At 51.2% G+C, this 22,995-nt stretch carries 21 protein-coding genes and 1 pseudogene; 13 read left to right on the top strand and 9 right to left on the bottom strand.

Annotated features, from left to right (window positions below; translation table 11 throughout):
• Positions 1–67: 67 nt before the first annotated feature.
• The 6 genes from NXT09_RS16625 to rfaD form a co-directional block, all read right to left on the bottom strand.
• The gene (locus NXT09_RS16625) at positions 68–1,192 is read right to left on the bottom strand and encodes a glycosyltransferase family 4 protein (RefSeq protein WP_268580585.1); all 1,125 of its coding nucleotides are present in this window, start codon (positions 1,190–1,192) and stop codon (positions 68–70) included.
• Positions 1,189–2,259, bottom strand: coding sequence for a lipopolysaccharide core heptosyltransferase RfaQ (rfaQ, locus tag NXT09_RS16620; protein WP_268580583.1), 1,071 nt, complete (start codon positions 2,257–2,259; stop codon positions 1,189–1,191). Before rfaQ ends, NXT09_RS16625 begins: the two co-directional genes overlap by 4 nt.
• 191 nt (positions 2,260–2,450) lie before the next feature.
• The gene (locus tag NXT09_RS16615) at positions 2,451–3,704 is read right to left on the bottom strand and encodes an O-antigen ligase family protein (protein ID WP_268580582.1); all 1,254 of its coding nucleotides are present in this window, start codon (positions 3,702–3,704) and stop codon (positions 2,451–2,453) included.
• 26 nt (positions 3,705–3,730) lie between these two features.
• Positions 3,731–4,714 carry a lipopolysaccharide heptosyltransferase RfaC gene (gene rfaC, locus NXT09_RS16610; RefSeq protein WP_268580580.1) on the bottom strand — a complete coding sequence of 328 codons (984 nt, stop codon included), beginning with the start codon at positions 4,712–4,714 and terminating at the stop codon, positions 3,731–3,733.
• The gene (gene rfaF, locus NXT09_RS16605) at positions 4,711–5,796 is read right to left on the bottom strand and encodes an ADP-heptose--LPS heptosyltransferase RfaF (RefSeq protein ID WP_268580578.1); all 1,086 of its coding nucleotides are present in this window, start codon (positions 5,794–5,796) and stop codon (positions 4,711–4,713) included. Before rfaF ends, rfaC begins: the two co-directional genes overlap by 4 nt.
• A gap of 23 nt (positions 5,797–5,819) precedes the next feature.
• Positions 5,820–6,752 (bottom strand): ADP-glyceromanno-heptose 6-epimerase, encoded by a 933-nt coding sequence (gene rfaD, locus NXT09_RS16600; protein WP_039474610.1) that lies wholly within the window; start codon positions 6,750–6,752, stop codon positions 5,820–5,822.
• 242 nt (positions 6,753–6,994) lie between these two features.
• Here rfaD and NXT09_RS16595 point away from each other — a divergent pair, with 242 nt between their 5' ends.
• Both NXT09_RS16595 and tdh read left to right on the top strand, forming a co-directional pair.
• Positions 6,995–8,191 (top strand): glycine C-acetyltransferase, encoded by a 1,197-nt coding sequence (locus NXT09_RS16595; protein WP_268580572.1) that lies wholly within the window; start codon positions 6,995–6,997, stop codon positions 8,189–8,191.
• A gap of 10 nt (positions 8,192–8,201) precedes the next feature.
• Positions 8,202–9,233 carry an L-threonine 3-dehydrogenase gene (gene tdh, locus NXT09_RS16590; protein ID WP_268580570.1) on the top strand — a complete coding sequence of 344 codons (1,032 nt, stop codon included), beginning with the start codon at positions 8,202–8,204 and terminating at the stop codon, positions 9,231–9,233.
• Between the two features lie 51 nt (positions 9,234–9,284).
• Here the strand turns inward: tdh and NXT09_RS16585 are convergent, their stop codons facing one another.
• On the bottom strand, positions 9,285–10,232 hold the full coding sequence (locus NXT09_RS16585; RefSeq protein WP_205552070.1) for a divergent polysaccharide deacetylase family protein: 948 nt from the start codon (positions 10,230–10,232) through the stop codon (positions 9,285–9,287).
• A 2-nt stretch (positions 10,233–10,234) separates the two neighbouring features.
• Entirely contained in the window at positions 10,235–11,536 is a 1,302-nt protein-coding gene (gene envC, locus NXT09_RS16580) for a murein hydrolase activator EnvC (RefSeq protein ID WP_268580568.1), read from the bottom strand.
• 245 nt (positions 11,537–11,781) lie between these two features.
• On the opposite strand from envC, the gene NXT09_RS16575 reads away from it, so the two are divergent.
• The 9 genes and pseudogenes from NXT09_RS16575 to NXT09_RS16535 all read left to right on the top strand — a co-directional run bounded on the left by NXT09_RS16575 (position 11,782) and on the right by NXT09_RS16535 (position 19,045).
• Entirely contained in the window at positions 11,782–12,213 is a 432-nt protein-coding gene (locus NXT09_RS16575; protein ID WP_010283734.1) for a rhodanese-like domain-containing protein, read from the top strand.
• A gap of 219 nt (positions 12,214–12,432) precedes the next feature.
• A complete protein-coding gene (gene secB, locus NXT09_RS16570; protein ID WP_014913761.1) occupies positions 12,433–12,903 on the top strand; it encodes a protein-export chaperone SecB in 471 nt (156 codons plus the stop codon).
• Positions 12,903–13,922 (top strand): NAD(P)H-dependent glycerol-3-phosphate dehydrogenase, encoded by a 1,020-nt coding sequence (gene gpsA, locus NXT09_RS16565; RefSeq protein WP_039495074.1) that lies wholly within the window; start codon positions 12,903–12,905, stop codon positions 13,920–13,922. Before secB ends, gpsA begins: the two co-directional genes overlap by 1 nt.
• Positions 13,923–14,181: 259 nt before the next feature.
• On the top strand, positions 14,182–15,003 hold the full coding sequence (gene cysE, locus NXT09_RS16560) for a serine O-acetyltransferase (RefSeq protein ID WP_010283739.1): 822 nt from the start codon (positions 14,182–14,184) through the stop codon (positions 15,001–15,003).
• A 306-nt stretch (positions 15,004–15,309) separates the two neighbouring features.
• Positions 15,310–15,963 carry a lipid IV(A) palmitoyltransferase PagP gene (gene pagP / locus NXT09_RS16555; protein ID WP_240584042.1) on the top strand — a complete coding sequence of 218 codons (654 nt, stop codon included), beginning with the start codon at positions 15,310–15,312 and terminating at the stop codon, positions 15,961–15,963.
• A 403-nt stretch (positions 15,964–16,366) separates the two neighbouring features.
• Complete coding sequence (locus NXT09_RS16550; RefSeq protein WP_010300799.1) at positions 16,367–16,846, top strand: Hcp family type VI secretion system effector; 480 nt, start codon at positions 16,367–16,369, stop codon at positions 16,844–16,846.
• A 16-nt stretch (positions 16,847–16,862) separates the two neighbouring features.
• Positions 16,863–17,579, top strand: a pseudogene (locus NXT09_RS16545) (hypothetical protein).
• Entirely contained in the window at positions 17,580–17,912 is a 333-nt protein-coding gene (locus NXT09_RS16540) for a YjeO family protein (RefSeq protein WP_268580546.1), read from the top strand. It begins immediately after the preceding pseudogene.
• 233 nt (positions 17,913–18,145) lie between these two features.
• Positions 18,146–19,045, top strand: a complete 900-nt coding sequence (locus NXT09_RS16535; RefSeq protein WP_240584039.1) for a carboxylate/amino acid/amine transporter — start codon at positions 18,146–18,148, stop codon at positions 19,043–19,045.
• Here the strand turns inward: NXT09_RS16535 and metR are convergent.
• Positions 18,951–19,886, bottom strand: coding sequence for an HTH-type transcriptional regulator MetR (gene metR / locus NXT09_RS16530; protein WP_268580544.1), 936 nt, complete (start codon positions 19,884–19,886; stop codon positions 18,951–18,953). The two genes, NXT09_RS16535 and metR, sit on opposite strands and share 95 nt — an antisense overlap.
• Before the next feature lie 104 nt (positions 19,887–19,990).
• On the opposite strand from metR, the gene metE reads away from it, so the two are divergent.
• A complete protein-coding gene (gene metE, locus NXT09_RS16525) occupies positions 19,991–22,255 on the top strand; it encodes a 5-methyltetrahydropteroyltriglutamate--homocysteine S-methyltransferase (RefSeq protein ID WP_268580542.1) in 2,265 nt (754 codons plus the stop codon).
• A gap of 314 nt (positions 22,256–22,569) precedes the next feature.
• Positions 22,570–22,995 (top strand): PAS domain-containing protein, encoded by a 426-nt coding sequence (locus tag NXT09_RS16520; protein ID WP_205552086.1) that lies wholly within the window; start codon positions 22,570–22,572, stop codon positions 22,993–22,995.

Genomic DNA, 22,995 nt, shown 5'->3' with positions numbered 1-22,995 from the left:
TCGGTTATGGCTCTTAAAAATAAATAGGGATCAACGCGTTATTTTGGCAGCAATATACTGCGTTAGTTTAACGATCGTTTGCGCTGGTAATCAACTGTGCCGCTTTTTCTGGCAGACTATAAATATCTTCTGTATCGGCAAAATGGCGGGCATTTTCTGCCCACTGTTTAAGCGTTTCTGGCTGGCTAAGCGCGTGTAATAACGCGTGATTCAGTGCTGTCTGGCTAAAAGGCTCTGGGATGACCTGCCCGGCCTGCGAACGCTCAATGTAAAAAGCATAACCGCACGCATCAGTAACGAGTATGGGCAGCCCAGCCGCGATAGCCTCAAGTAAAACGATGCCTGCGGCTTCCTGATGCGCCGGGTGAAGCAACAAATCTGCGGCTGCCATGAAGTCAGGAATGTCATCTCGGCCAGAGAAGAAGTGTATTTGTTTACCGATGCCGAGCTGCTCTGCCTGTTGTTGAAACGGTTTTGGATCGTCCTGGCCGACAACCAGCAGCGTTACACGTTGACGCAGTTCCTGTGGCAGGTTGGCAATAGCGGTCAGACTGCGGCCAACGCCTTTGCGTTTGAAGTCAGAACCGACTTGTAACAGAACAAATCCGTTTTCATCCAGATGGTGCTGTTGACGAAATCGGGAGCGCGTATCTGGAGATCGCGTGCTGTATTTTCTGTCCCGCGAAATACCCGGCGGCAGCATAAAAAAGCGTTCATCTTGTGTGCCGTAATGCTTCTGAAAATGGGCGATTTGCCGTGGCGTCAGCATCAGCATACGCGTATGGCTGTTTTTATCGAACACGTCTCGTTCAAGTGCTGCGTAGCCGCGGTAGCGGGGTGTTAGTCGATAAAAGAAGCCTTTTTCCTGAACCGCTTTTTCTGCCGTACATCCTTCTGCGGCATAGTAGAAGTCCAGTCCTGGCATTTTGCTAAATCCGACAACGCGATCGACAGGATGCTGTTGTAAATGGCGTTGTATCCAGTCGGAAAAATGGCGATGGCGCGTATGATTACCCAGCCCAGAGATAGGCACGAGAACGATGTCGAACCCTTCAGGTTTGTCGCCTTGCCATTCACTCGTGTAAACACGAATGTCGTGGCCTTGTTTTTGGCACGTTAGTGCAATGCTCAGAAAATCCCGCTGTAGCCCGCCGAAAGGAAAGAATTTATAGACGCAGAATGCGATTTTCATTTGGTGTTCTCTTCCTGCGCCTCTTGTAGCATGTGTTCTGATGCCTGAATAACCGCTTGCGCAGGAATGCAGGACAAGTATTTAACCGTCTGATCGTAATTCTGCTGGGCTGGCATCTGCTGATATTCACCTGCCCAAATCTGCTTATAGCGATCGCACCACGGGCGCCATAATTTGTAGTCTGTTGGGCCAAACAGGCACACTAGCGGCGTATTCAATGCGGCAGCCATATGCATGGGGGCGGAATCCACACCGATATACAACACCGCGTTGTCAATTAACGCCGCCAGCTCAAGAAAACTCGTTTTACCCGCAAAGGTCATATCGGGTTTATGCGTGCATTGTGAGTGAATGTCGCGCACCACGTTTAAATCGTCTTCTGAAGGACCACAGGTTAAAACGACTTCCAGATTTTTTGTTTTAAGGTAGTCAATGACCTGAGCGAATTTGTCGTTGTCCCAGTATTTGTAATATTGGCGAGTCGTGGGTTGGATGACGACGTAGCGTTGCGTTAAAAGTGTAGGGTGTTGATCGGCGATACTTTGGGCGTCTTCCTGACGATAATACAGTGATAATGTAGAACGTGTATTTGACGCTGGCAGGTTGAGCGGGGTGAGGAGATGAAGATTTTGCTCAACAATGTGCGCACCCATTGGCGGAGCGCAGGTGCTGAAAAATGAACGCCAAATCTTTCCTTTCAGACTATTGCCCCGATCGAGAGCAATACTGTGACATCCCAATGATTTCACCAATAGGGCAATCGGCCACTGGTCAGCTAAATTGACGATCAGATCGTAATTGTTTTGTTTAAGCTCTTGCCTGACGTCTTGGAAATTACGGATCTTTTCCAAAAGCGTGCCCGTTTTTCTTTTGAGCCCATAAAGCTGATGTATCTCTGGATTGGCGGAGAGAATTGGCATCGTATCCTGATACAGCAATACGTCAATTTTGGCGTCAGGGTAATTGGCTTTCAGCGTGCTGATGAGCGGAGTGGTCAGCAGCATATCGCCATGATATCTGAGCTTCACCACGAGAATCCGGCGATAAGAGATGATGCGTTGACTCACTCGTTTTCCTTCATGTAATCAAAAGTTATGATTTTTACAGATACGCTACCGCCTTGGCTCAACAGCTACCAAAAGACTGATCCTATCCATGTGGCGCGACAGCATGAATAGCTAATTTTGCGTTATGGTACTAAAACCCATCCCCCTCTCACAGAGGTAAATGCTACTGCTACATGCTAATTATAACAGGGCTAATTCTTTAGCCATTTTCCGGTCAGCGTTGTGCCGAGGCAAAACGCCATGAGCCACGCAATAAGCATATCTCGTGAATAGAGAATGACATCGCTAAGTCCATACATCAGCAGGGCAAAAAGCAATGCAGCTGAGAGGTGGCTGCGTAGAACAAAAAATGAAAAATAAAATAAAGCGGCATAGAGCAACACAAGCAATATTGCGCCCGGCAATCCCTTAAGGGAAAAGGCATCAACCACTTCGTTATGCAGATGGACATCCAGATATTCCACCGCACCCGCTAAGTTCGGCTTTTTTTCTGCTTGTGCAACGATTCGCTCTGCGCGCTGTTCGGCAGACTGCCCCAATAATGCTTCTTCCCCTGCTTCGATACCCGATTGATACATCGCGATTCGCGCACCAACCGAGGTTCTGCTGTTATTCATGCTATAGCTGTGGACGTCATTAATCAGATCGTTAACACGCTGATGAATCGTTTCCTGGAAAAGGAATAAACACAGGAGAAGCGTGGCCGATGAGCCGACTAATGCTTTTATAAATAGCGGCTTACTGTGCCTGACTTCTGACAATAAAATGGTTGCGCCAACAATAGGATAGACGAAGATGGCCGCCCGGGTTTCCGTCAGTAGAATAGCGACAGTCACTAACAGGAAATGCCCCAGATAGAGATAATACTTATAGGTTGAATCGAGCTTAAGCAGCGCCTGTGCGCTTAAGGCACCGATGAAGGTAAGAAAATAGGCCGCGCTCGTTGCGGTACCAAATACTAATCCAATACGGTGCATGCCGCTGAATAATGACTGATAGAACGCGTAGCCTAGCGTGAGAACACAGATTGCGATGATGTAGAAGCGTGGCTGTTGCCGATTTTTTTGCGAGATATGCAGGACTGTCAGCAGGATGAATGCCCCCAGAATACTGGCATGCGCGGATGTCCTGTAGGCGTTATATACATAAGGTAACAGGCTATCGGGTTGATAATAGTGGTGATACCAAATGAGATTGGTTAAGCCGATAGCCAGCAGGCAAAGTGGAATCAGTAACAGCCGCTTAGCCGCTATTACTGTTCTTAAGTGTGTCGCCACATAAAAAACAGATAGCGAGCCCGTGAGATAAAAAAGCCACCCGGCAATAATGCTACTAAATGGCATGATGGCTAATGTGAGTAAACAGCCGGGGAAAACCGCTTTAAGCGCGACAGCCGAACTTATGCTGGGCGTTTTTCCCAGCTCGTACCTTAATTCATTGAGCATGTATTTGTTCACAGTCGGGAGCGATATCACTCGCCTGATGCAGGTAATTCTATCAGCTTCTCTAATTTCTGATGGACGAGGCTAGCGGGAATAGTCTCCATTTTCTGGCTTTCAGACATTTCCACCACCTGATTCATCCCGTAGCCGCCAATCAATCCTGGGTCGGTTGGTCCGTATAGCGTGATATTTGGACGATCCAGTGCTGCCGTCAGGTGGCTAAGTCCGGTATCGACGGAAACGACGCCTTTGGCCCCAGCTAATACCTCGGCAACCTGTTGCAGCGTGAGGCGTGGTAAGACTTCAACGTGTGGAAAGCCTTCGGCCAGTCGTAATGCACGCTGGTGCTCATGCTCCGCTCCCCAGGGAAGTCTGATGTGTAATCCACTCGGTGCTAATAGAGCAATCAGTTCACGCCAGTGCGCTTCCGGCCAGTGTTTTTCATCACGCGTCGTGGCGTGGAGAAACACCAGATAGCGATTGGCGTCTGCGGGTGACTGGGAGAGAAAACGCGAGGCAATCGCATAGTCGCCGCGCTCGGCGGGTTTCCGATAGTTCAGGCTGGCGGCAAACAGCTCACGTATGCGCTCGACGGCATGCTGCCGACGGCTTATTGGGTGGCGGTAGTTATAAAACCAGCTTGCCAGCGGTTCACGCGCACTTTTGCAATCCAATCCGTGTTTCTTTCCGTTGGCGAGTCGCGTAACCAGCAGCGCGCTTTTAATCAGCCCTTGTGCATCAATAACCGCATCGTAGCGATACTGGCGTAGCTGGCGTGTGAACTCTGCACGCTCCTGACGTATCGGGGCGCTGAACCAGCTTTTGCGCCAGCGGCGTATTGCGACTGGAATCACGCGAGAAACCGCCGGGTGCCAACTGGGAACTTGCGCGAAACCTTCTTCAACCACCCAGTCAAACTGGATTCCGGGAATAGCCTGCATTGCGTCGGTCAAGGCTGGCAAGGTGTGCAGCACATCGCCCATTGACGACGTTTTCACGATCAGCACTCTCATGCATCCGCTCCCGGCACCCGGCTTTCTCCTGGAACGAGACTTTCTTTTGAGATTAGATAATTATCCAGCACGCTGAGCACGCGTTCGGGCTGAATGTCGATCAAACTCTGGTGATAACCCTGTTCGGCATCCCCTTTGCGCACCCGGTGATAGCCGGTAATCAGGCGAATCACCTCGGCCTGATGGGACAGCGGCGGGGTAAAGTCAGGGCTACTCGGACCGTAAAGTGCGACCAGCGGACGATGGAGTGCTGCCGCAACGTGCATAAGCCCAGAATCGTTGCTGACGACGGCGTGGCAGGCGGCAATGAGCACCACCGCCTGTTCCAGCGAGGTTTTCCCCGCCAAATTAGCGCAATGCTGCCGCGCGTCTTCCGTTAATCCCTGAAGGATATCGTCGCAGGCCGAACGGTCATTCGCCGAACCGAACAGCGCGATCTGGTAGCCGCGCTCAATCAGTGACTGTGCCAGCGCCGCATAGTGATAATGTGGCCAGCGTTTGGCGGGGCCAAACTCGGCACCGGGGCAAAAGCCGATGATGGGGCGTGCATCACTGAGGTCAAACGCCTGCGTCATGTCCGCAATTTCGGCCTGATTGACCTGTAACTGTGGCCACAGTAACGGCTGCGGTAAGTCCTCGGCCCGACGAATACGGCTACGATCATAGGCTAACGCGGTATAGCGCTGAACCATCAGCGGAAATGCGGCTTTATCCAGCACGCGTACGTCGTTCAGCAGCCCGTAACGCATTTCGCCACGCCAGCCTGTACGCTGCGGAATGTTAGCAAAGAAGGGGACCAGCGCAGATTTAAAGGAGTTAGGCAGCACGTAAGCGCGGTCATAGCCCGCATCGCGCAGCGATACGCCAAGACGGCGACGTTCGCCCAGCTCCAGGGCGCCGTGACCTAGCGGCATGGCTAACGCCTGATTGACTTCCGGCATCCGTGCCAGCAGCGGACGGCACCAGGCTGGCGCCATCACGTCAATGACCGCTTCCGGGTGTTCAGCCTTCAACGTGCGATAAAGGCTGTGCGACATCATCATATCGCCGACCCAGGAAGGGCCGATGACCAAAATTTTCATACCGCTTATGAATCCTTATCCGATTAAACGGTACGGTTCAGCCAGGCCATATATTCCGCCACGCCTTCGGCGACGGTTTTGAACGGCTTGTCATAGCCTGCGGCACGCAAATTGGTGAGGTCGGCTTGTGTATAAGCCTGATAGCGGCCTTTCAGCTTCTCGGGGAACTCGATGTATTCCACGCTGCCTTTTTGATGGAAGGCGAGGGTGGCGTCGGCGACAGCCTGGAAGGATTCGGCACGACCGGTACCACAGTTGAAGATGCCGGAAACACCGTTTTGCCAGAACCACAGGTTGACGGCGGCGACATCACCAACGTAGATAAAGTCACGTTGGAAGTTCTCGCTACCGGAGAACAGCTTCGGATTTTCACCCTGATTAATCTGGTTATTCAGGTGGAATGCGACGCTCGCCATGCTGCCTTTATGGCCTTCGCGCGGTCCGTAGACGTTGAAATAGCGGAAACCGCAGATCTGTGATTCAGCTTCTGGAAGAATTTCACGCACGTACTGGTCGAACAGGAATTTGGAGTAGCCATAGACGTTCAGCGGCTGCTCGTATTGACGCTCTTCGATAAAGTTATCGTTGCGACCGCCGTAGGTTGCGGCAGAAGAGGCGTACAGGAACGGAATGTTGCGGTCGAGGCAGTAGTGCAGCACATCTTTAGAATACTGATAGTTGTTATCCATCATGTATTTGCCATCCCACTCGGTGGTGGAAGAGCAAGCGCCTTCATGGAATACGGCGTCGATATCGCCCAGATCGTCACCTGCAACGATGCTGGCGATGAAATCTTCTTTATCCACGTAATCTGCGATGTCCAGATCGACCAGATTGGCGAACTTGGTGCCGTCTTTCAGGTTATCGACAACCAGAATGTCCCGATAGCCGATGTCATTCAGAGATTTTACGATATTGCTGCCGATAAAACCGGCACCGCCAGTAACGATAATCATGGGCGCGACCTTTATTAATCTTGCCGGTGAGGCACCGCGCCCCACACTGTTTATGACCGCTATAATAGCATTTCATTTTACCGCAAGCAGCCAGAGCTTAATTTATCCCGTGTTGCTCCCACGTTTTTAAGATGATTCAGGCCGTGACGAAGCCAGCATTTTCAGACTGTTTCCCCCGCATTTCTGCTGACATCCGCTAGCTTAAAAACCATAACGCAATCTTTTTATGGGAGAGTGACGCTATGCCTGCCGTGTTTTATCAACAACTTACTACACAAATTATGGCTGCACGCACCGAAGGGGTGTTCAAGGAGGAGCGCATCATTACCTCTGCGCAGCAGGCTGAAATCGAGGTGATGGACAGTGACCGTCTGCTCAATTTCTGTGCCAATAATTATCTTGGTCTGGCGGACAGCCCCGAGCTGATTGCCGCTGCAAAAGCCGGATTGGATAGCCACGGTTTTGGTATGGCGTCGGTGCGCTTCATCTGTGGAACGCAGGATATCCATAAAGAGCTGGAGCGTAAGCTGGCGGATTTTCTGGGAATGGACGACGCGATTCTCTATTCCTCCTGTTTTGATGCTAACGGTGGGCTGTTTGAAACGCTGATGGGGCCGGAGGATGCGATTATTTCCGATGCACTCAATCATGCCTCAATCATCGACGGTATTCGGCTATCGAAGGCGCGGCGCTACCGCTATGCCAATAACGATATGAGCCAGTTGGAAGCGCAACTGCAACTGGCCAGAGCGGAAGGGGCAAGACACGTCATGATCGCTACCGACGGCGTTTTCTCGATGGATGGCGTCATTGCGGATTTGCAGGGAATTTGCGATCTGGCGGATCGCTATGATGCGTTAGTGATGGTGGATGACTCGCATGCGGTAGGATTTGTGGGCGAACAAGGGCGCGGAACACATGAATACGGCGGGGTGATGGATCGCGTCGACATCATTACCGGGACGCTAGGCAAGGCGTTGGGTGGCGCATCGGGCGGTTATACGGTGGGCAAGCATGAGGTGATCGACTGGCTGCGCCAGCGCTCTCGACCCTATCTTTTTTCCAACTCGCTCGCCCCTGCCATTGTCACTGCGTCACTCAGGGTGCTGGATCTGCTGGAACAGGGCGGAGAACGGCGTGAGCGTCTGTGGGCAAATGCCCGTCTGTTCCGTGAAAAGATGACAGCCGCAGGGTTCACGCTGGCGGGAGCCGATCACGCCATTATCCCTGTGATGCTGGGCGAGGCGCAGCTGGCACAGGATTTTGCGCAGGCGCTACAGCGGGAAGGCGTCTACGTCGCCGGTTTTTTCTATCCCGTTGTTCCCCTCGGTCAGGCGCGCATTCGCACCCAAATGTCGGCCGCCCATACGCCGCAGCAAATCGAATTCGCCGTCGAGGCTTTTATCCGCGTGGGCAAACGCCTGGGTGTGATCATCTGAGGAAACCATCATGAAAGCATTGGCAAAACTGCGGCCGGAAGAAGGCATCTGGATGGTGGACTCGCCCACGCCGGAGCTCGGGCATAACGACATCATGATTAAAATCCGTAAAAGCGCGATCTGCGGAACGGATGTGCATATCTACAACTGGGATGAATGGTCGCAAAAGACCATTCCCGTTCCGATGGTCGTCGGGCATGAGTACGTTGGTGAAATTGTTGCTATCGGTCAGGAAGTTAACGGTTTTCATATTGGCGATCGTGTCTCTGGCGAAGGGCATATTACCTGTGGCTACTGTCGCAACTGCCGTGCCGGGCGACGTCATTTATGCCGCAATGCTATCGGTGTCGGGGTAAATCGTCCTGGTTCGTTCGCGGAATATCTGGTAATTCCCGCCTACAACGCGTTTCGCATTCCTGACAATATTTCTGACGAGCTGGCCGCGATTTTTGATCCCTTCGGCAACGCGGTGCATACCGCACTGTCCTTTGATCTTGTGGGTGAAGATGTGTTGATTGCCGGCGCAGGGCCGATAGGCATGATGGCAGCGGCGGTATGTCGCCACGTTGGCGCAAGGAATGTCGTGATTACCGATGTGAATGCGTACCGTCTGGATCTTGCCAGTAAAATGGGGGCAACGCGTGCCGTCAATGTGGCGCAGGAAAATCTGGCGGACGTGATGATCGAACTGGGCATGACTGAGGGGTTTGATATCGGTCTGGAGATGTCGGGTGCGCCATCGGCCTTTCGCGCCATGCTGAAAGCGATGAATCACGGTGGGCGCATCGCCATGCTGGGTATTCCGCACGAACCGATGTCGATTGACTGGGGAGAGGTGATTTTTAAAGGGCTGTTTATCAAGGGTATCTACGGACGGGAAATGTTCGAAACCTGGTACAAGATGTCAGCGCTGATTCAGTCTGGGCTGGATTTGTCACCGATTATCACCCACCGCTTTTGCATTGATGAGTTTCAAAAAGGCTTTGATGCCATGCGCTCGGGTCAGTCGGGCAAGGTTATTCTCAATTGGGATGAAAGATAACCCTGTCGTGACGAGTTCGTGCGATAGCAAAAGGGAAACGCGCGCTTGGTGTTACGGCTGTTTGTGTGTTTCGGTCTCGGCTGGCGCAACCCAGGTCTGCCAGCGGTGCTTGATAAACATCACCGGTGCGCTTTCCCGAATGCTGCTGCTCACCAGCTTGAAGAACACATCGTTCTTCACCGGTTCCGGCGGCTGTTTAACCTGACACTGTTGTATACCGCGGAACGGATTACGCGGTTTGGTTGGCTGCTGCGGCTGAGGTTCATACTGCCGCGTCGGCTCATTCAGCAACTGGCTAGGGCGGACTAAGACAATATCGGCGTCCAGCGTGGGCAGCATCTGCTGCAAGACGCGGATAGTTGAAGGATGCGGATGCCCGATAGCGATGGCGGAACCGCTGCGGCGGGCGATTTGCACCGCGCGGGTAAACTGTTTACGAATCTCGGCTTCGTTTTGCGAATCATCCAGAAAGACTTTGCGTTTGATGACTTTGACGTTTGTTCCTGCCGCGGCCTGGCTCGATTGGCTGCTGCCAATGGTCATGCTATCGAGGAAATAAAGCTGGTAGGCGCTCAGTGCCTGCATGACTTTTTGCATGCCGGGCAGGCTGGCGGTCATCGCGCTGCCCATATGGTTATTCAACCCCACAGCGTAAGGCACGTTATTGACCGATTGGCGGACAATGCGCTGAATTTCTTCGCTGCTCATGTCTGGGCGTAACGTATCGCGCTCCAGCGGCTGCTTGCTCATCGGTGCCATCGGCAGATGAATCAGTACTTCTCGCCCTTGCTGGTGGGCTTTGGTCGCCATTTCACGGGCGTACGGCGCGTTGGGTAATACCGCGATGGAAATCGCCGTCGGCATCGCCAGAATCTGGTTCTCATTATGCGGGCGATAGCCGAAATCATCGATGACGATGGACAGTTTCCCGGCCAGTGCCAAAGGAGACAGTGCGAGTAGACTCAACGCCAACAGCGGTGTTTTGGTTAAATAAGACAAGACTACCTTCCCAGCCAAGGTTGTGGATTGACCGCCTGACCCTGGCGACGGATTTCAAAATACAGTCCAGGCTGACTCTGCCCACCGCTGGTGCCGACCAGCGCAATGGGTTGGCCTGCCTTGACTTGAGCGCCAACCGAAACCAATGCGCTCTGGTTATAACCGTACAGGCTCATATCACCTTTACCATGCTGCACAACCACGACCAAACCGTAGCCCTGTAGCCAGTCGGCCATCAGTACGGTTCCATCGGCGATCGCTTTCACTTCCGTACCTTCCGGCGCGGTAATCACCATGCCCTTCCAGCGTAGCTCGCCCTGCAACGGTTCACCGAAACGATGCTCAATACGTCCATTAACCGGCCAGATGGCTTGACCTGAAGGTCGCCCTAAACCGCCGGTTCGGGCCATGAGTGAGCGTTCACCTTCCGTCGGTTTGTAGCTGCTGCCGCTGCGTTTGGCCTGCTCTTCTTTAGCGCGAACTTTAGCGGCCTCGCGTGCTTCCCGTTCGGCACGGGCTTTCGCTTCTCGCTCAGCGCGGGCGATCTGATCGCGCAACCGGGTTTCGTTCTGGCGCAGTTCCGTCAACTGCTGCCGATCTTTTTCCAGCGAACTTTCCAGCGTCGACAGCGTTTTCTTCCGATCGGACTGTGCCTGCTCCAGCGTCTGCTGTTGTTGCTGTTGGTCGCCCAGCAGCGTTTTTTGCTGTGCCTGTTTTTGTTCCAACTGACGCTTTTGGTCAGCCAGCTCCACGCGCGTTTGCTGCAATTCGTGGATAGATTTCTGCCGCGCTTCATTCAGGTAGCCGAAGTAGGCGAGGATGCGCTCGCTGCGCTGACTTTCTTCTCCGCTCAGCATTAATTGCAGTGCGCTGTGCTGACCTTGCCGGAAGGCAGCGTCAAGCTGACGGGAAAGTAGCGTTTGTTGCTTATCCTGCTGAGATTGCAGTTTTGCGATAGAGGCGCTGAGGCTGGTTAATTCTTTATTGAGCGTGGACAGCGTATTGCGCGTTTCATGCAGTTGACGACTGGCCTGAGAGATGGACTGCTCCTGCTTTTTCAACTGCTGGACTAAGGCACTACGCTGCTTTTGTTGTTCTTGAACGCTTTTTTCTTTCGCGGCGATATCTTGTTGCAGGGTCTTAAGCTGTGCCTGATTATCTTCAGCCTGGCTGAGCGCGGGCAACAGCAAAACGCCAACGCAGAGTGCGCTGACGCAGCGGGTGAGTAGCCTTTGTAATGCGGATAAATGGCGATCGGCGCTACATGCCACTCGACTCTGTACAAATAACGCGTTTTTACTCATAGCGGTGAATTATTCCACGATGAACAGCGGCTTACCAGTTGTCTCTTGTCTGATTTCTATTTCCAGACGTGACAAGCATGGCACAAAGGTGGGCGTCTGCGCGCATCAATATATAGATAAATGGAAAGCTCGCCGCAGATTCGATACGCTATATTGGCTTACTGGCTGTAATTGCCGTATCGCGCAGGTATACTCAGGAACCTTATATTTTTGTTGCTTAACTGATCCGGGAGTCGTTACACCCCATGCAAGAGATTATGCCATTCATTAGCAAGCACCCTATTTTGAGCATTTCCTGGGTTGCACTGTTGGTTGCGGTCATTGTGCTTACTGTGAAGAGTAAACTGTCGAACGTGAAAGAAGTGGTTCGCGGTGAAGCGATCCGACTGATTAATAAAGAAGAAGCTGTCGTCGTTGATATCCGTAACCGTGACGACTATCGCCGTGGCCATATTGCCAGCGCATTTAACCTGTTGCCGAACGACATCAAGAACGGCAGCGTAGGTGAACTTGAAAAACATAAGTCGCAGCCGATTATTGTGGTATGCGCCAACGGTCTCTCTTCACGCGAAGCAGCCGAGAATTTGCACAAAGCCGGTTTTGAGCGTGTGCAGGTACTGAAAGACGGTCTGGCTGGCTGGAGCGGTGAGAATCTGCCTTTAGTCCGCGGCAAATAAAACAGTTTGTGGTAAAACTATCCGCATCGTGCCAGGTGTATCAATCATACACAGCGAAAATGGCGGCGATTTTGCAGGATAACCGACAGGCTGATTGCAGTACTACCGTTATTGCAACTACAGTGATTGCAGTATGACAATGACAGAAATGTGCTGACGTCCGCCCACTTATGACGACGGAAGACGTCAAGAGAATCTAACAAAAGGGTATTACTTAACATGTCTGAACAAAACAACACAGAAATGGCTTTCCAAATCCAGCGTATCTACACCAAAGATATCTCTTTTGAAGCGCCGAATGCGCCTCAGGTGTTCCAGCAGGAATGGCAGCCGGAAGTAAAACTGGATCTGGATACGGCCTCTAGCCAACTGGCTGATGATATCTATGAAGTCGTACTGCGTGTGACCGTAACGGCTTCTCTGGGTGAAGAAACTGCATTTCTGTGTGAAGTTCAGCAAGGTGGTATCTTTACCGTTGGCGGTATCGAAGGAACTCAACTGGCGCACTGCCTGGGCGCGTACTGCCCGAACATTCTGTTCCCTTACGCGCGTGAGTGCATCACCAGCCTGGTTTCTCGCGGTACCTTCCCGCAACTGAACCTGGCACCGGTTAACTTTGATGCGCTGTTCATGAATTACCTGCAGCAGCAGACCGAAGGTGAAGGCGCTGCGCAGCATCAGGATGCCTGATGAACGCGTCTGACGCTTCAATGACCGTCATCGGTGCCGGTTCGTACGGCACCGCGTTGGCCATTACGCTGGCGCGTAATGGCCATCGAGTCGTGCTATGGGGTCACAACCCTGTGCACATTCAGGCGTTACAGGCCGCTCGCTGTAATCAGGCATTCCTGCCGGATGTGCCTTTCCCCGATTCGCTACAGCTGGAAACCAACCTCGCGCAGGCGCTTGCTGCCAGCAGAAACGTGCTGGTCGTTGTGCCGAGCCATGTGTTCGGTGATGTCCTGCGTCAATTGAAACCTCACTTGCGTGCCGATGCGCGTATCGTGTGGGCGACCAAAGGGCTGGAAGCGGAAACGGGACGCTTGTTGCAAGATGTCGCACGCGAAGCGTTGGGCGAAACTATTCCGCTTGCGGTGGTGTCCGGCCCGACATTCGCCAAAGAATTAGCGGCGGGTATGCCGACGGCGATTGCGCTGGCATCAACGGACAGTGAATTCGCTGACGACCTGCAACGGCTGCTGCATTGTGGGAAGAGCTTCCGCGTTTACAGCAACCCCGATTTTATCGGCGTGCAGTTGGGCGGCGCGGTGAAAAACGTCATTGCTATTGGTGCCGGGATGTCTGACGGCATTGGGTTTGGCGCTAATGCGCGTACCGCATTGATCACCCGCGGTCTGGCGGAAATGACTCGACTTGGCGCAGCGCTGGGTGCCGATCCTACCACCTTCATGGGGATGGCAGGGCTTGGCGATCTGGTGTTGACCTGTACTGATAATCAGTCCCGTAACCGGCGCTTCGGCATGATGCTGGGGCAGGGAATGGATGTACAGAGCGCGCAGGATAGCATTGGTCAGGTTGTTGAAGGGTATCGCAATACGAAAGAGGTGCTGGCATTAGCGCAGCGCTACGGCGTTGAAATGCCGATTACTGAGCAACTCTGGCAGGTGCTGTATTGTGGGAAAGACGCCCGAGAGGCGGCGCTGAGCCTATTGGGGCGCACGCGTAAAGACGAAACCGCCAAGTTATAAAACACGTCGTTCCATATTCTAAATAATTCGAGTTTCAGGCAGGCGGCAAGGGAAGGAATCCCGATGAGCTTACTCAGGTAAGTGATTCGGGTGAGTGAACGCAGCCAACGTACATGAAACTTGAAGTATGACGAGTATATGCTGAGCTTCCTAATCTGGGAGGCTCATAGTATCTTCATTTTCTTGTATACGAGCGGTGGTGCTAATAAGCCCACTGTTTGAGAACAGATATACGTTGTGGTGTTCGGAGAGTAAGGCAATGTCGACAGAAGAACTGGAACTGGTCTGGACCAATATCAAGGCAGAAGCGCGCAGTCTCGCGGACTGTGAACCGATGCTGGCCAGCTTTTTTCATGCCACATTGCTGAAGCACGAGAATCTGGGCAGCGCATTGAGCTACATGCTGGCGAACAAGCTGGCGAATGCGATCATGCCCGCGATCGCCATTCGTGAAGTCGTGGAAGAAGCCTACCGCGCCGATCCGCAGATGATCGTTTCTGCCGCGCGTGATATTCAGGCCGTCTGCCTGCGCGACCCGGCGGTGGATAAATATTCTACGCCGCTGCTCTACCTGAAAGGGTTTCATGCATTACAGGCTTACCGCATTGGCCACTGGCTTTGGTCGCAGGATCGTAAAGCGCTGGCGGTCTATTTCCAGAATCAGATCTCGGTTTCTTTCGGTGTCGATATTCACCCAGCGGCGAGAATCGGCTGCGGGATCATGCTCGATCACGCGACGGGCATTGTGATCGGCGAAACGGCTGTCGTTGAAAACGACGTTTCCATTCTGCAATCCGTGACGCTGGGCGGTACGGGTAAAACGAGCGGCGATCGTCACCCTAAAATTCGCGAAGGCGTGATGATTGGCGCTGGCGCGAAAATTCTGGGAAATATTGAGGTTGGCTGTGGCGCGAAAATTGGCGCTGGTTCTGTCGTGTTGCAATCGGTGCCTCCACATACGACGGCAGCTGGTGTTCCTGCTCGTATCGTCGGCCGCCCGGAAAGTGATAAACCTGCTATGGATATGGACCAGTATTTCAACGGGATCAATCGCGGCTTCGAATATGGCGATGGTATCTAATCCCACTGCGTAGACGATTCACCGTTCTGTTTATCTATCTGGAACGTGTCCCAATCAGAATATAAGCCACCGATAAATAAGGTGGTTTTTTGTTATTTCGGCTAAGAAACATCTGAAAGCACCTCTGAACCCACTATCTATTTAAGTACAGTTGCTCTTTATCCCTTCATAATAGGCTGCTTTAGTTTCCCATCTATATGGGCAGATTACGTAAACTGAACTATATATTTTGGTAACAACCAAAACAGTTTTGTTTGGATCACCTTTGTTTGAATGGAATCGTGACGCTGTTACAGAGAACCTTATATGTATTTTAAGCGAATTTTAATCACGTTAAGTTTGATTACACTACCCATTGTTCCTTTTTTAAGCTACGCAGCAGAAAGCATAAATAATGTAGGGATAAATAATACGAGTAGCACGGCAAATCTCGCACCTGCCGCGGTTGATTCCAGTGAGTCGGCGTCGGATAAGCAGGATGAAAGCTGGTGGCAGAGAAGTAAAAATAATCTGTCTACGACCTGGAATTCGCCGCAGAGCCACGATATTTATATCCCGACGATCACCTGGCATAACCGCTGGACGTACGATAAAGAAAAGACCGACAGATATAATGAAAGGCCATGGGGTGCGGGCTATGGCGTTTCCCGTCTGGATAAAGATGGGGATTGGCACGGGCTCTATATCATGGCGTTCAAAGACTCCTATAACAAATGGGAGCCTATCGGTGGCTACGGCTATGAAAAGCGCTGGCGACCAACCAGCGATCAGGATTTTCAATTGGGTCTGGGTTTTACGGCTGGCGTAACGATGCGTGATAACTGGAATTACATTCCGATTCCAGTCTTGTTGCCTATGGCATCAATAAGTTACAGCAAGCTCTCTTTCCAGGCGACTTACATTCCCGGAACATACAATAACGGTAATGTGTTCTTTGCCTGGTTTAGATGGCAGATTTAATTATTTTTCCATCTCTAAGTATTTTGGTGGATAGACGAAAGTCCTAATTACGTTATCAACGATCCCATACTTTGGGATCGTTGTTGCTGCGTTGATGGTCTGCATATTGATGATATATATTAACACGAAGAGCCAAATTATCCCCTCAATGCTTCCCTAACTATTTATATCTAATAATACTATTATTATTTGCATTATAAGACTCAACCATTGTATTGATTATATCAATGAAACTATAATCAAAAATTAATTTTTGTATTTTATAATGATAAATATCATGCTATGAGTTGGTTTTATTCACGTTAATACGATTTTCCTACGTGGACGGATAACGTAGTTATGTTACTTATAATGATATTTATTTTTATGATCTCATGGACTAAGTTAGATAAAAGGATTTTATATGGCGAATAATATTTACTTAACGTTAACGGGTAATCAGCAGGGGAAAATCTCTGCTGAGTGTGGCACTGTTGACTCGATTGGGAATAAGTATCAGATAGGACATAAAGACCAAATTTTTGTGTTGCAATTTGATCACGCTATCAGCCGAAACCAAAATATTAATCATCAACCTATAACGTTTTGTAAGCCTATCGATAAGTCCTCTCCGCTTTTGGGAAATGCCATCTCAAACAACGAAAAACTCGAACTTTTGTTCGACTTTTACCGTACGGCGCAGACTGGCACACAGGAGAAATATTATTCTGTCAAACTCATTGGGGCAGTGATAAGGAACATCGCTGTTTCCTATCCACATGCTTTGACCCATGCAGAGAACCAGCCAGAAGAAATGATATCTGTTGCGTATCAAAGCATCGATTGGCAACACCATATCGCAGGAACGGGTGGTTACAGTTTATGGGAAGAGCAAGTGTACTAATATAAAGGGTACGGTTATGGCAGATGATAATATCGTACGAAATAAATTTTGTGATATTTCTAAGATTAGATTTAGAAAATGGGATGAGATTGACGTTATTTTCTGGAAGTTTGGCAAAAGTAATCCTGAAAGGAAGAGTGGAGGGTATTACTTAAACGCATATAAAGATGCCTATATTCAGTACAACAAAGAAAGAATAATAAAGTATGCTAATCAGGCTGGCATTCTTCCTTAGTTGCTCGGTGGTGTTGCCTGGATTGAGTCAGGCGGAATGCCAGAAGAATATAAGTTTCAGGTGTTTGAGATAAAAAGGTTTCTGGGACTAAAGTCGTCTCCCGAAAATAAAACCTCTTTTGGCTCTGTTGCTATGCAAATTCAGGTTGCCGCTAGAACGTTGGGATTAGACCCTGATATTTTGACAACGAGAGATCAGCTTGAATTAGCAACTTGCCTGATGGAGGATGATTTTAACCTCTGGCTTGTCGCACAGCACCTAAGAGATATGATTCTCTATGATTATCCGAGTGTAGCAGCACTTTACTTGACTGATGAACAGTACATGATGGCGGGAATTCGTTACAACCGGGGTATACAAAGAAAGCTGAGTGAGTTTATTCATTTTATCGACGCTAGGCCGGAACGTGGTTCTATAGAATTCGACTACATTTCTTATGGCGTTCGGTTACTACAGATTAGAAACCATGTAAGAAAACTGCTGGGACTGAATACCTGAATGAATATAAGCAAGGAAAAGATCGTCGATGCTATCTCTATGGCGGGGTATGTCGTATTCGCCTATTTTGCGATGGGCTTACTCTCGATCAACAAATACGACTGGATGATGGAGTCGGGAGACTCTATCTGTAGCATTCCCCATCAGTCTCTCAGTAACCGTACCTTACAGGCGGGTGTGGCGGCTTTATTTTTACTAACGCCCTTATTAATTGCCTTGGCACGCAATATTTACATGAAAAATCGCTATAAAACAGTCTACTACACGGCTGGGATACTGTGTGTCACGCTGTATGGTGGGTGGATTTTCTTTGGTCAATTCGCTTTATGCTAATTGACTGATTCCATCAAAATGGCCGATATCATTGTAATTAATGACCATTTTAAAATCAGTGTTCAATGCCTTATAAATATCAAGGTAATAGCGGTTTACTCTCAGAAGATAAATGTATGAGTATCTGATGCTTTCATTTGTCCATTATTCACTCTCATGTAAACCACATTGACTGAAATTCATTCAGTCATCTCCGTTACAATGGCGATACTTTTTCCTAAGCGGATGTTGTTGTGCCATTACTTACTATCACCACTATTTTGTGGGCATTTTCATTCAGCCTGATTGGCGAATATCTGGCGGGTCAGGTTGATAGCTGGTTTTCTGCGATGTTCCGTCTGACGGCCGCAGCTGTGGTGTTTTTGCCATTCTTACGCCTTCGGGGTTACACGCCGCGCGTCATTTTCTTGTATATGTTAGTGGGTGCTTGCCAACTGGGTATCATGTACCTGTTCGTATTCCAGGCTTACCTGTACCTGACCGTACCTGAGTTCTTACTCTTCACGGTGATGACGCCGCTGTACGTGACGCTGATCTACGATCTGCTTGCCCGACAGCGCCTGCGCTGGGGTTACGTAATGAGCGCACTGCTGGCAGTATTCGGGGCGGCGGTGATCCACTATCACGGCGTGAGTGAACATTTCTGGTGGGGATTCCTGCTGGTGCAGGCGGCGAACGTGTGTTTTGCCGCGGGTCAGGTGGGTTATAAGCGCCTGATGGAGCTCTATCCGGTGCCGCAGCACTGTGCGTTTTCCTGGTTTTATCTGGGGGCGGCGATCGTGACGATAGCCGCGTGGCTGCTCTTCGGTAATCTGGATAAATTACCCACTACAACCTTGCAGTGGGGCGTGCTGGTCTGGTTGGGGATTGGCGCTTCTGGCCTGGGCTATTTTATGTGGAACTACGGCGCAACTCAGGTCGATGCCGGAACGCTTAGCATAATGAACAACTTCCACGTGCCGACGGGTCTACTGGTCAACTTCGCTATCTGGCATAAAACGCCAGACTGGCTGAGCTTTATCGTGGGGACGATAATTATTACGTCCTCACTGTGGGTACACCAGCGTTGGGTCGTGAAGCGTCCTTTACAAAAGGTAAGTGCTCACAAGCGTGCTGACGTGCCGAACGAATAAACGCATCAATCACCGGTTGGCGCTGCTCTCCGTCACGGACGGCGGCGTACAACCGGCTCCACAGCCCGTCACTCAGCGATTTAGTCACAATCAGCCCCTGACGCTCGAAACTTTCCACCACCCAGTGCGGTAGCGCGGCGATGCCCATGCGGGCGGCGACCATCTGAATCAGCAACAGCGTATTGTCCACGCTTTTCAGTGCAGGGCTGACGCCCGCCGGTTGCAAAAAGTGACGCCAGACGTCCAGCCGTTGCCGCTGTACCGGATAAATCATCAGGGTCTCGGCGGTGAAATCCTCCGGTTCGATCTTCTCTTTTCCTGCCAGCGGATGCTCAGGAGCCAGCACTAGCCTGACTTCAAAATCAAACAGAGGCGAATAGTGCAGTCCACTGCGCGGCATGATGTCGGAGGTCATGACCAGATCCAGCTCGCCTTGTTGCAGTGCTGGCTGAGGATCGAACGTTACGCCCGATTTAAAGTCCATCGCAACCTGCGGCCAGTGCTGATGGAACTCATCTAGCGCAGGCGTCAGCCACTGAATACAGCTATGACACTCAATGGCCAGGCGCAGCGTGGTTTGGTGCGGTTCATGGCACGACTGCAACGCCTGCTGGATTTGCGGTAACACCTGCTCTGCCAGCTGCAACAGAATTTCTCCCTGAGGCGTAAAGCGCAACGGCTGGCTTTTACGCACGAATAGCCTGAACCCAAGGCGCTGTTCCAGATCGCTGAACTGGTGGGATAACGCCGATTGAGTTTGGTGAAGTGCAGAGGCAGCGGCGGCTAACGATCCGGTATTGCGCAGTGCTTGCAGCGTTCGCAGGTGTTTGAATTCGATCATGAGAGTCCTTCACAGTGACAGTGAATAAATTGCGCTTGTGCTTACTACACTACCTGCGGATTATGGATGTGTAAACATCTGGACGGCTAAATGAGGAATTAACGATGGCGATTGTGAATCACACACTGGGTTTTCCGCGCGTTGGATTACGCCGTGAACTGAAAAAAGCGCAGGAAAGCTACTGGGCAGGTAACGCGACACAGGAGGAGTTGCTGACCGTTGGCCGCGAGCTACGTGCGCGTCATTGGCAACAACAGAAGGATGCTGGCGTTGATCTGCTGCCAGTGGGTGATTTTGCCTGGTACGACCATGTGCTGACGACGAGTCTGCTGCTGGGTAACGTACCTGCACGCCATCAAAATGAAGACGGCTCGGTCGATCTGGATACGCTGTTCCGTATTGGCCGCGGACGTGCGCCAACCGGTAAACCTGCCGCGGCGGCAGAAATGACCAAGTGGTTTAACACTAACTATCACTATATGGTGCCGGAATTCACCAAAGGGCAGCAGTTCAAGCTGACCTGGACACAGCTGCTGGATGAAGTTGATGAAGCACTGGCACTGGGCCATAACGTGAAGCCTGTTCTGTTAGGTCCGGTTACCTACCTGTGGCTGGGCAAAGTGAAAGGCGAGCAGTTTGACCGTCTGTCGCTGCTGCAGGACATTCTGCCGGTTTACCAGCAGGTGTTGGCTGAGCTGGCGAAGCGCGGTATTGAGTGGGTGCAGATTGATGAACCTGCCTTGGCGCTGGAACTGCCGCAAGAATGGCTGGCCGCATTTAAACCCGCTTACAATGCACTGCAAGGTCAGGTGAAACTGCTGCTGACAACCTATTTCGATAGCGTTAGCCAGAATCTGGAAACGATCAAAGCGCTGCCAGTTCAGGGGCTGCATATCGATCTGGTTCACGGTAAGGATGATGCCGCGACGTTGAGCGCCCAACTGCCTGCTAACTGGGTCCTGTCTCTGGGTGTGATTAACGGTCGTAACGTATGGCGTGCTGACCTGAGCAGCTGGTTCGAGCGCTTGCAACCGCTGGTGGGGACGCGCGATCTGTGGTTGGGCAGCTCATGTTCACTGCTGCATAGCCCTATCGATCTAAGCGTGGAAGTGCGTCTGGATGATGAAGTGAAGAGCTGGTTTGCCTTTGCCATCCAGAAATGCGCGGAGTTGTCACTGCTGTCTCAGGCACTGAACAGCGGCAACGGGCAGGCACTGGAAGCCTACAGCGCGCCGATTCGCGCTCGCCGTACCTCGACGCGTGTGAATAACGCGGCTGTGACACAGCGTCTGGCGGCGATTACCGCGCAGGACAGCCAGCGTCAGAACGTGTATTCGGTTCGTGCTGATGCTCAGCGCGAGCGCTTTAATCTGCCAGCATGGCCGACGACTACGATTGGTTCTTTCCCGCAAACCACCGAAATCCGTGGCCTGCGTCTGGACTTCAAACAGGGTCGTCTGGATGGCAATAACTATCGCACCGGCATTTCCGAGCACATCAAGCAGGCCGTGGCTGAGCAAGAGCGTCTGGGGCTGGACGTGCTGGTGCACGGTGAAGCTGAGCGTAACGACATGGTGGAGTACTTCGGTGAGCATCTGGATGGGTTCGTCTTTACCCAGAACGGTTGGGTGCAGAGCTACGGTTCTCGCTGTGTGAAACCGCCAGTCATCATTGGTGATGTGAGTCGTCCTGAAGCGATCACCGTTGAGTGGGCGAAATACGCACAGTCTCTGACCGACAAGCCAATGAAAGGCATGCTGACAGGTCCGGTGACGATCCTATGCTGGTCTTTCCCGCGTGAAGACGTTACGCGTGAAACCATTGCTAAGCAGATTGCACTGGCGCTGCGTGATGAAGTGGCAGATTTGGAAGCCGCAGGCATTGGTATCATCCAGATTGACGAACCGGCGCTGCGTGAAGGTCTGCCGCTGCACCGCTCTGACTGGGATGCTTATTTGGCCTGGGCAGTGGATGCTTTCCGCCTGAACGCCGCGGTGGCGAAAGATGATACGCAAATCCATACCCACATGTGTTATTGCGAGTTCAACGACATCATGGACTCTATCGCCGCGCTTGATGCTGACGTGATTACGATTGAAACCTCGCGCTCCGATATGGAATTGCTGGAGTCGTTTGAAGAGTTCGAGTACCCGAATGAAATCGGCCCAGGCGTTTATGATATCCACTCCCCGAACGTACCGAGCGTGGAATGGATGGAAGCCCTGCTGAAGAAAGCGGCGCAGCGTATCCCCGCTGAACGCCTGTGGGTGAACCCGGACTGCGGTCTGAAAACCCGTGGCTGGCCTGAAACGCGTCAGGCTCTGGCGAATATGGTTCAGGCAGCACAACGTCTGCGTGAAACCCAGTAATGTTTCATTCCTGATGGCTTAGGGGTTGTGGTCTAATGCCGATCGTTTAAGGGTCGGTTGACCGCTCCTGTCATGGGTATAAAAAAGGTTCATGACCATCATGAACCTTTTTTCTGTTGATTCGTCTCAGCCACTTTCTTCTTTACCTGACTTTTCGTACACAACGAAAAATCACGATAGATATTTAAGTTGTATTTAAAGTGAAACTTATTATAAATTCTACGTGAAATGCGTCTTATTACTATTCTTGTAACGATTAGCTTGCTTCTCCTGCGCTAAGTTTCATCACTAGACCTACTACAAGGAAATACACTATGAGCCAGAGTCTCGATTCCACCAAACTTCTCGCGGCGCTTGACAACGTAATGGTCATCTCCACCACCGACCTGCAAGGCACCATTACCTATGTCAACGACTTATTCTGTAAGCTGACGGGTTACAGCCGTGAGGAATTGCTGGGCCAGCCGCATAGCATCGTGCGTCATCCTTCTGTACCGAAAGCGATCTACAAAGATATGTGGGATACCATCAAAGCCGGTAACATCTGGACAGGCATCATTCCTAACGTCGGTAAAGGCGGAGTACTGTATGTGGTTGACACGACGGTGCAACCGTTATATGACGCGCAGGGCAACATCAATTCCTATATCAGTATCCGGCGTGTGATCAATGATTTGATGGATGACTTCGAATCTGTGGAAGCTTCCAAAGAGCAGTATGACGATTACTACGCTAAGTAA

The organism is Pectobacterium jejuense (genome assembly GCF_026800125.1).
GTDB classification, from domain to species: domain Bacteria; phylum Pseudomonadota; class Gammaproteobacteria; order Enterobacterales; family Enterobacteriaceae; genus Pectobacterium; species Pectobacterium jejuense.
This window is presented reverse-complemented; position numbering and strand designations above follow the sequence as displayed.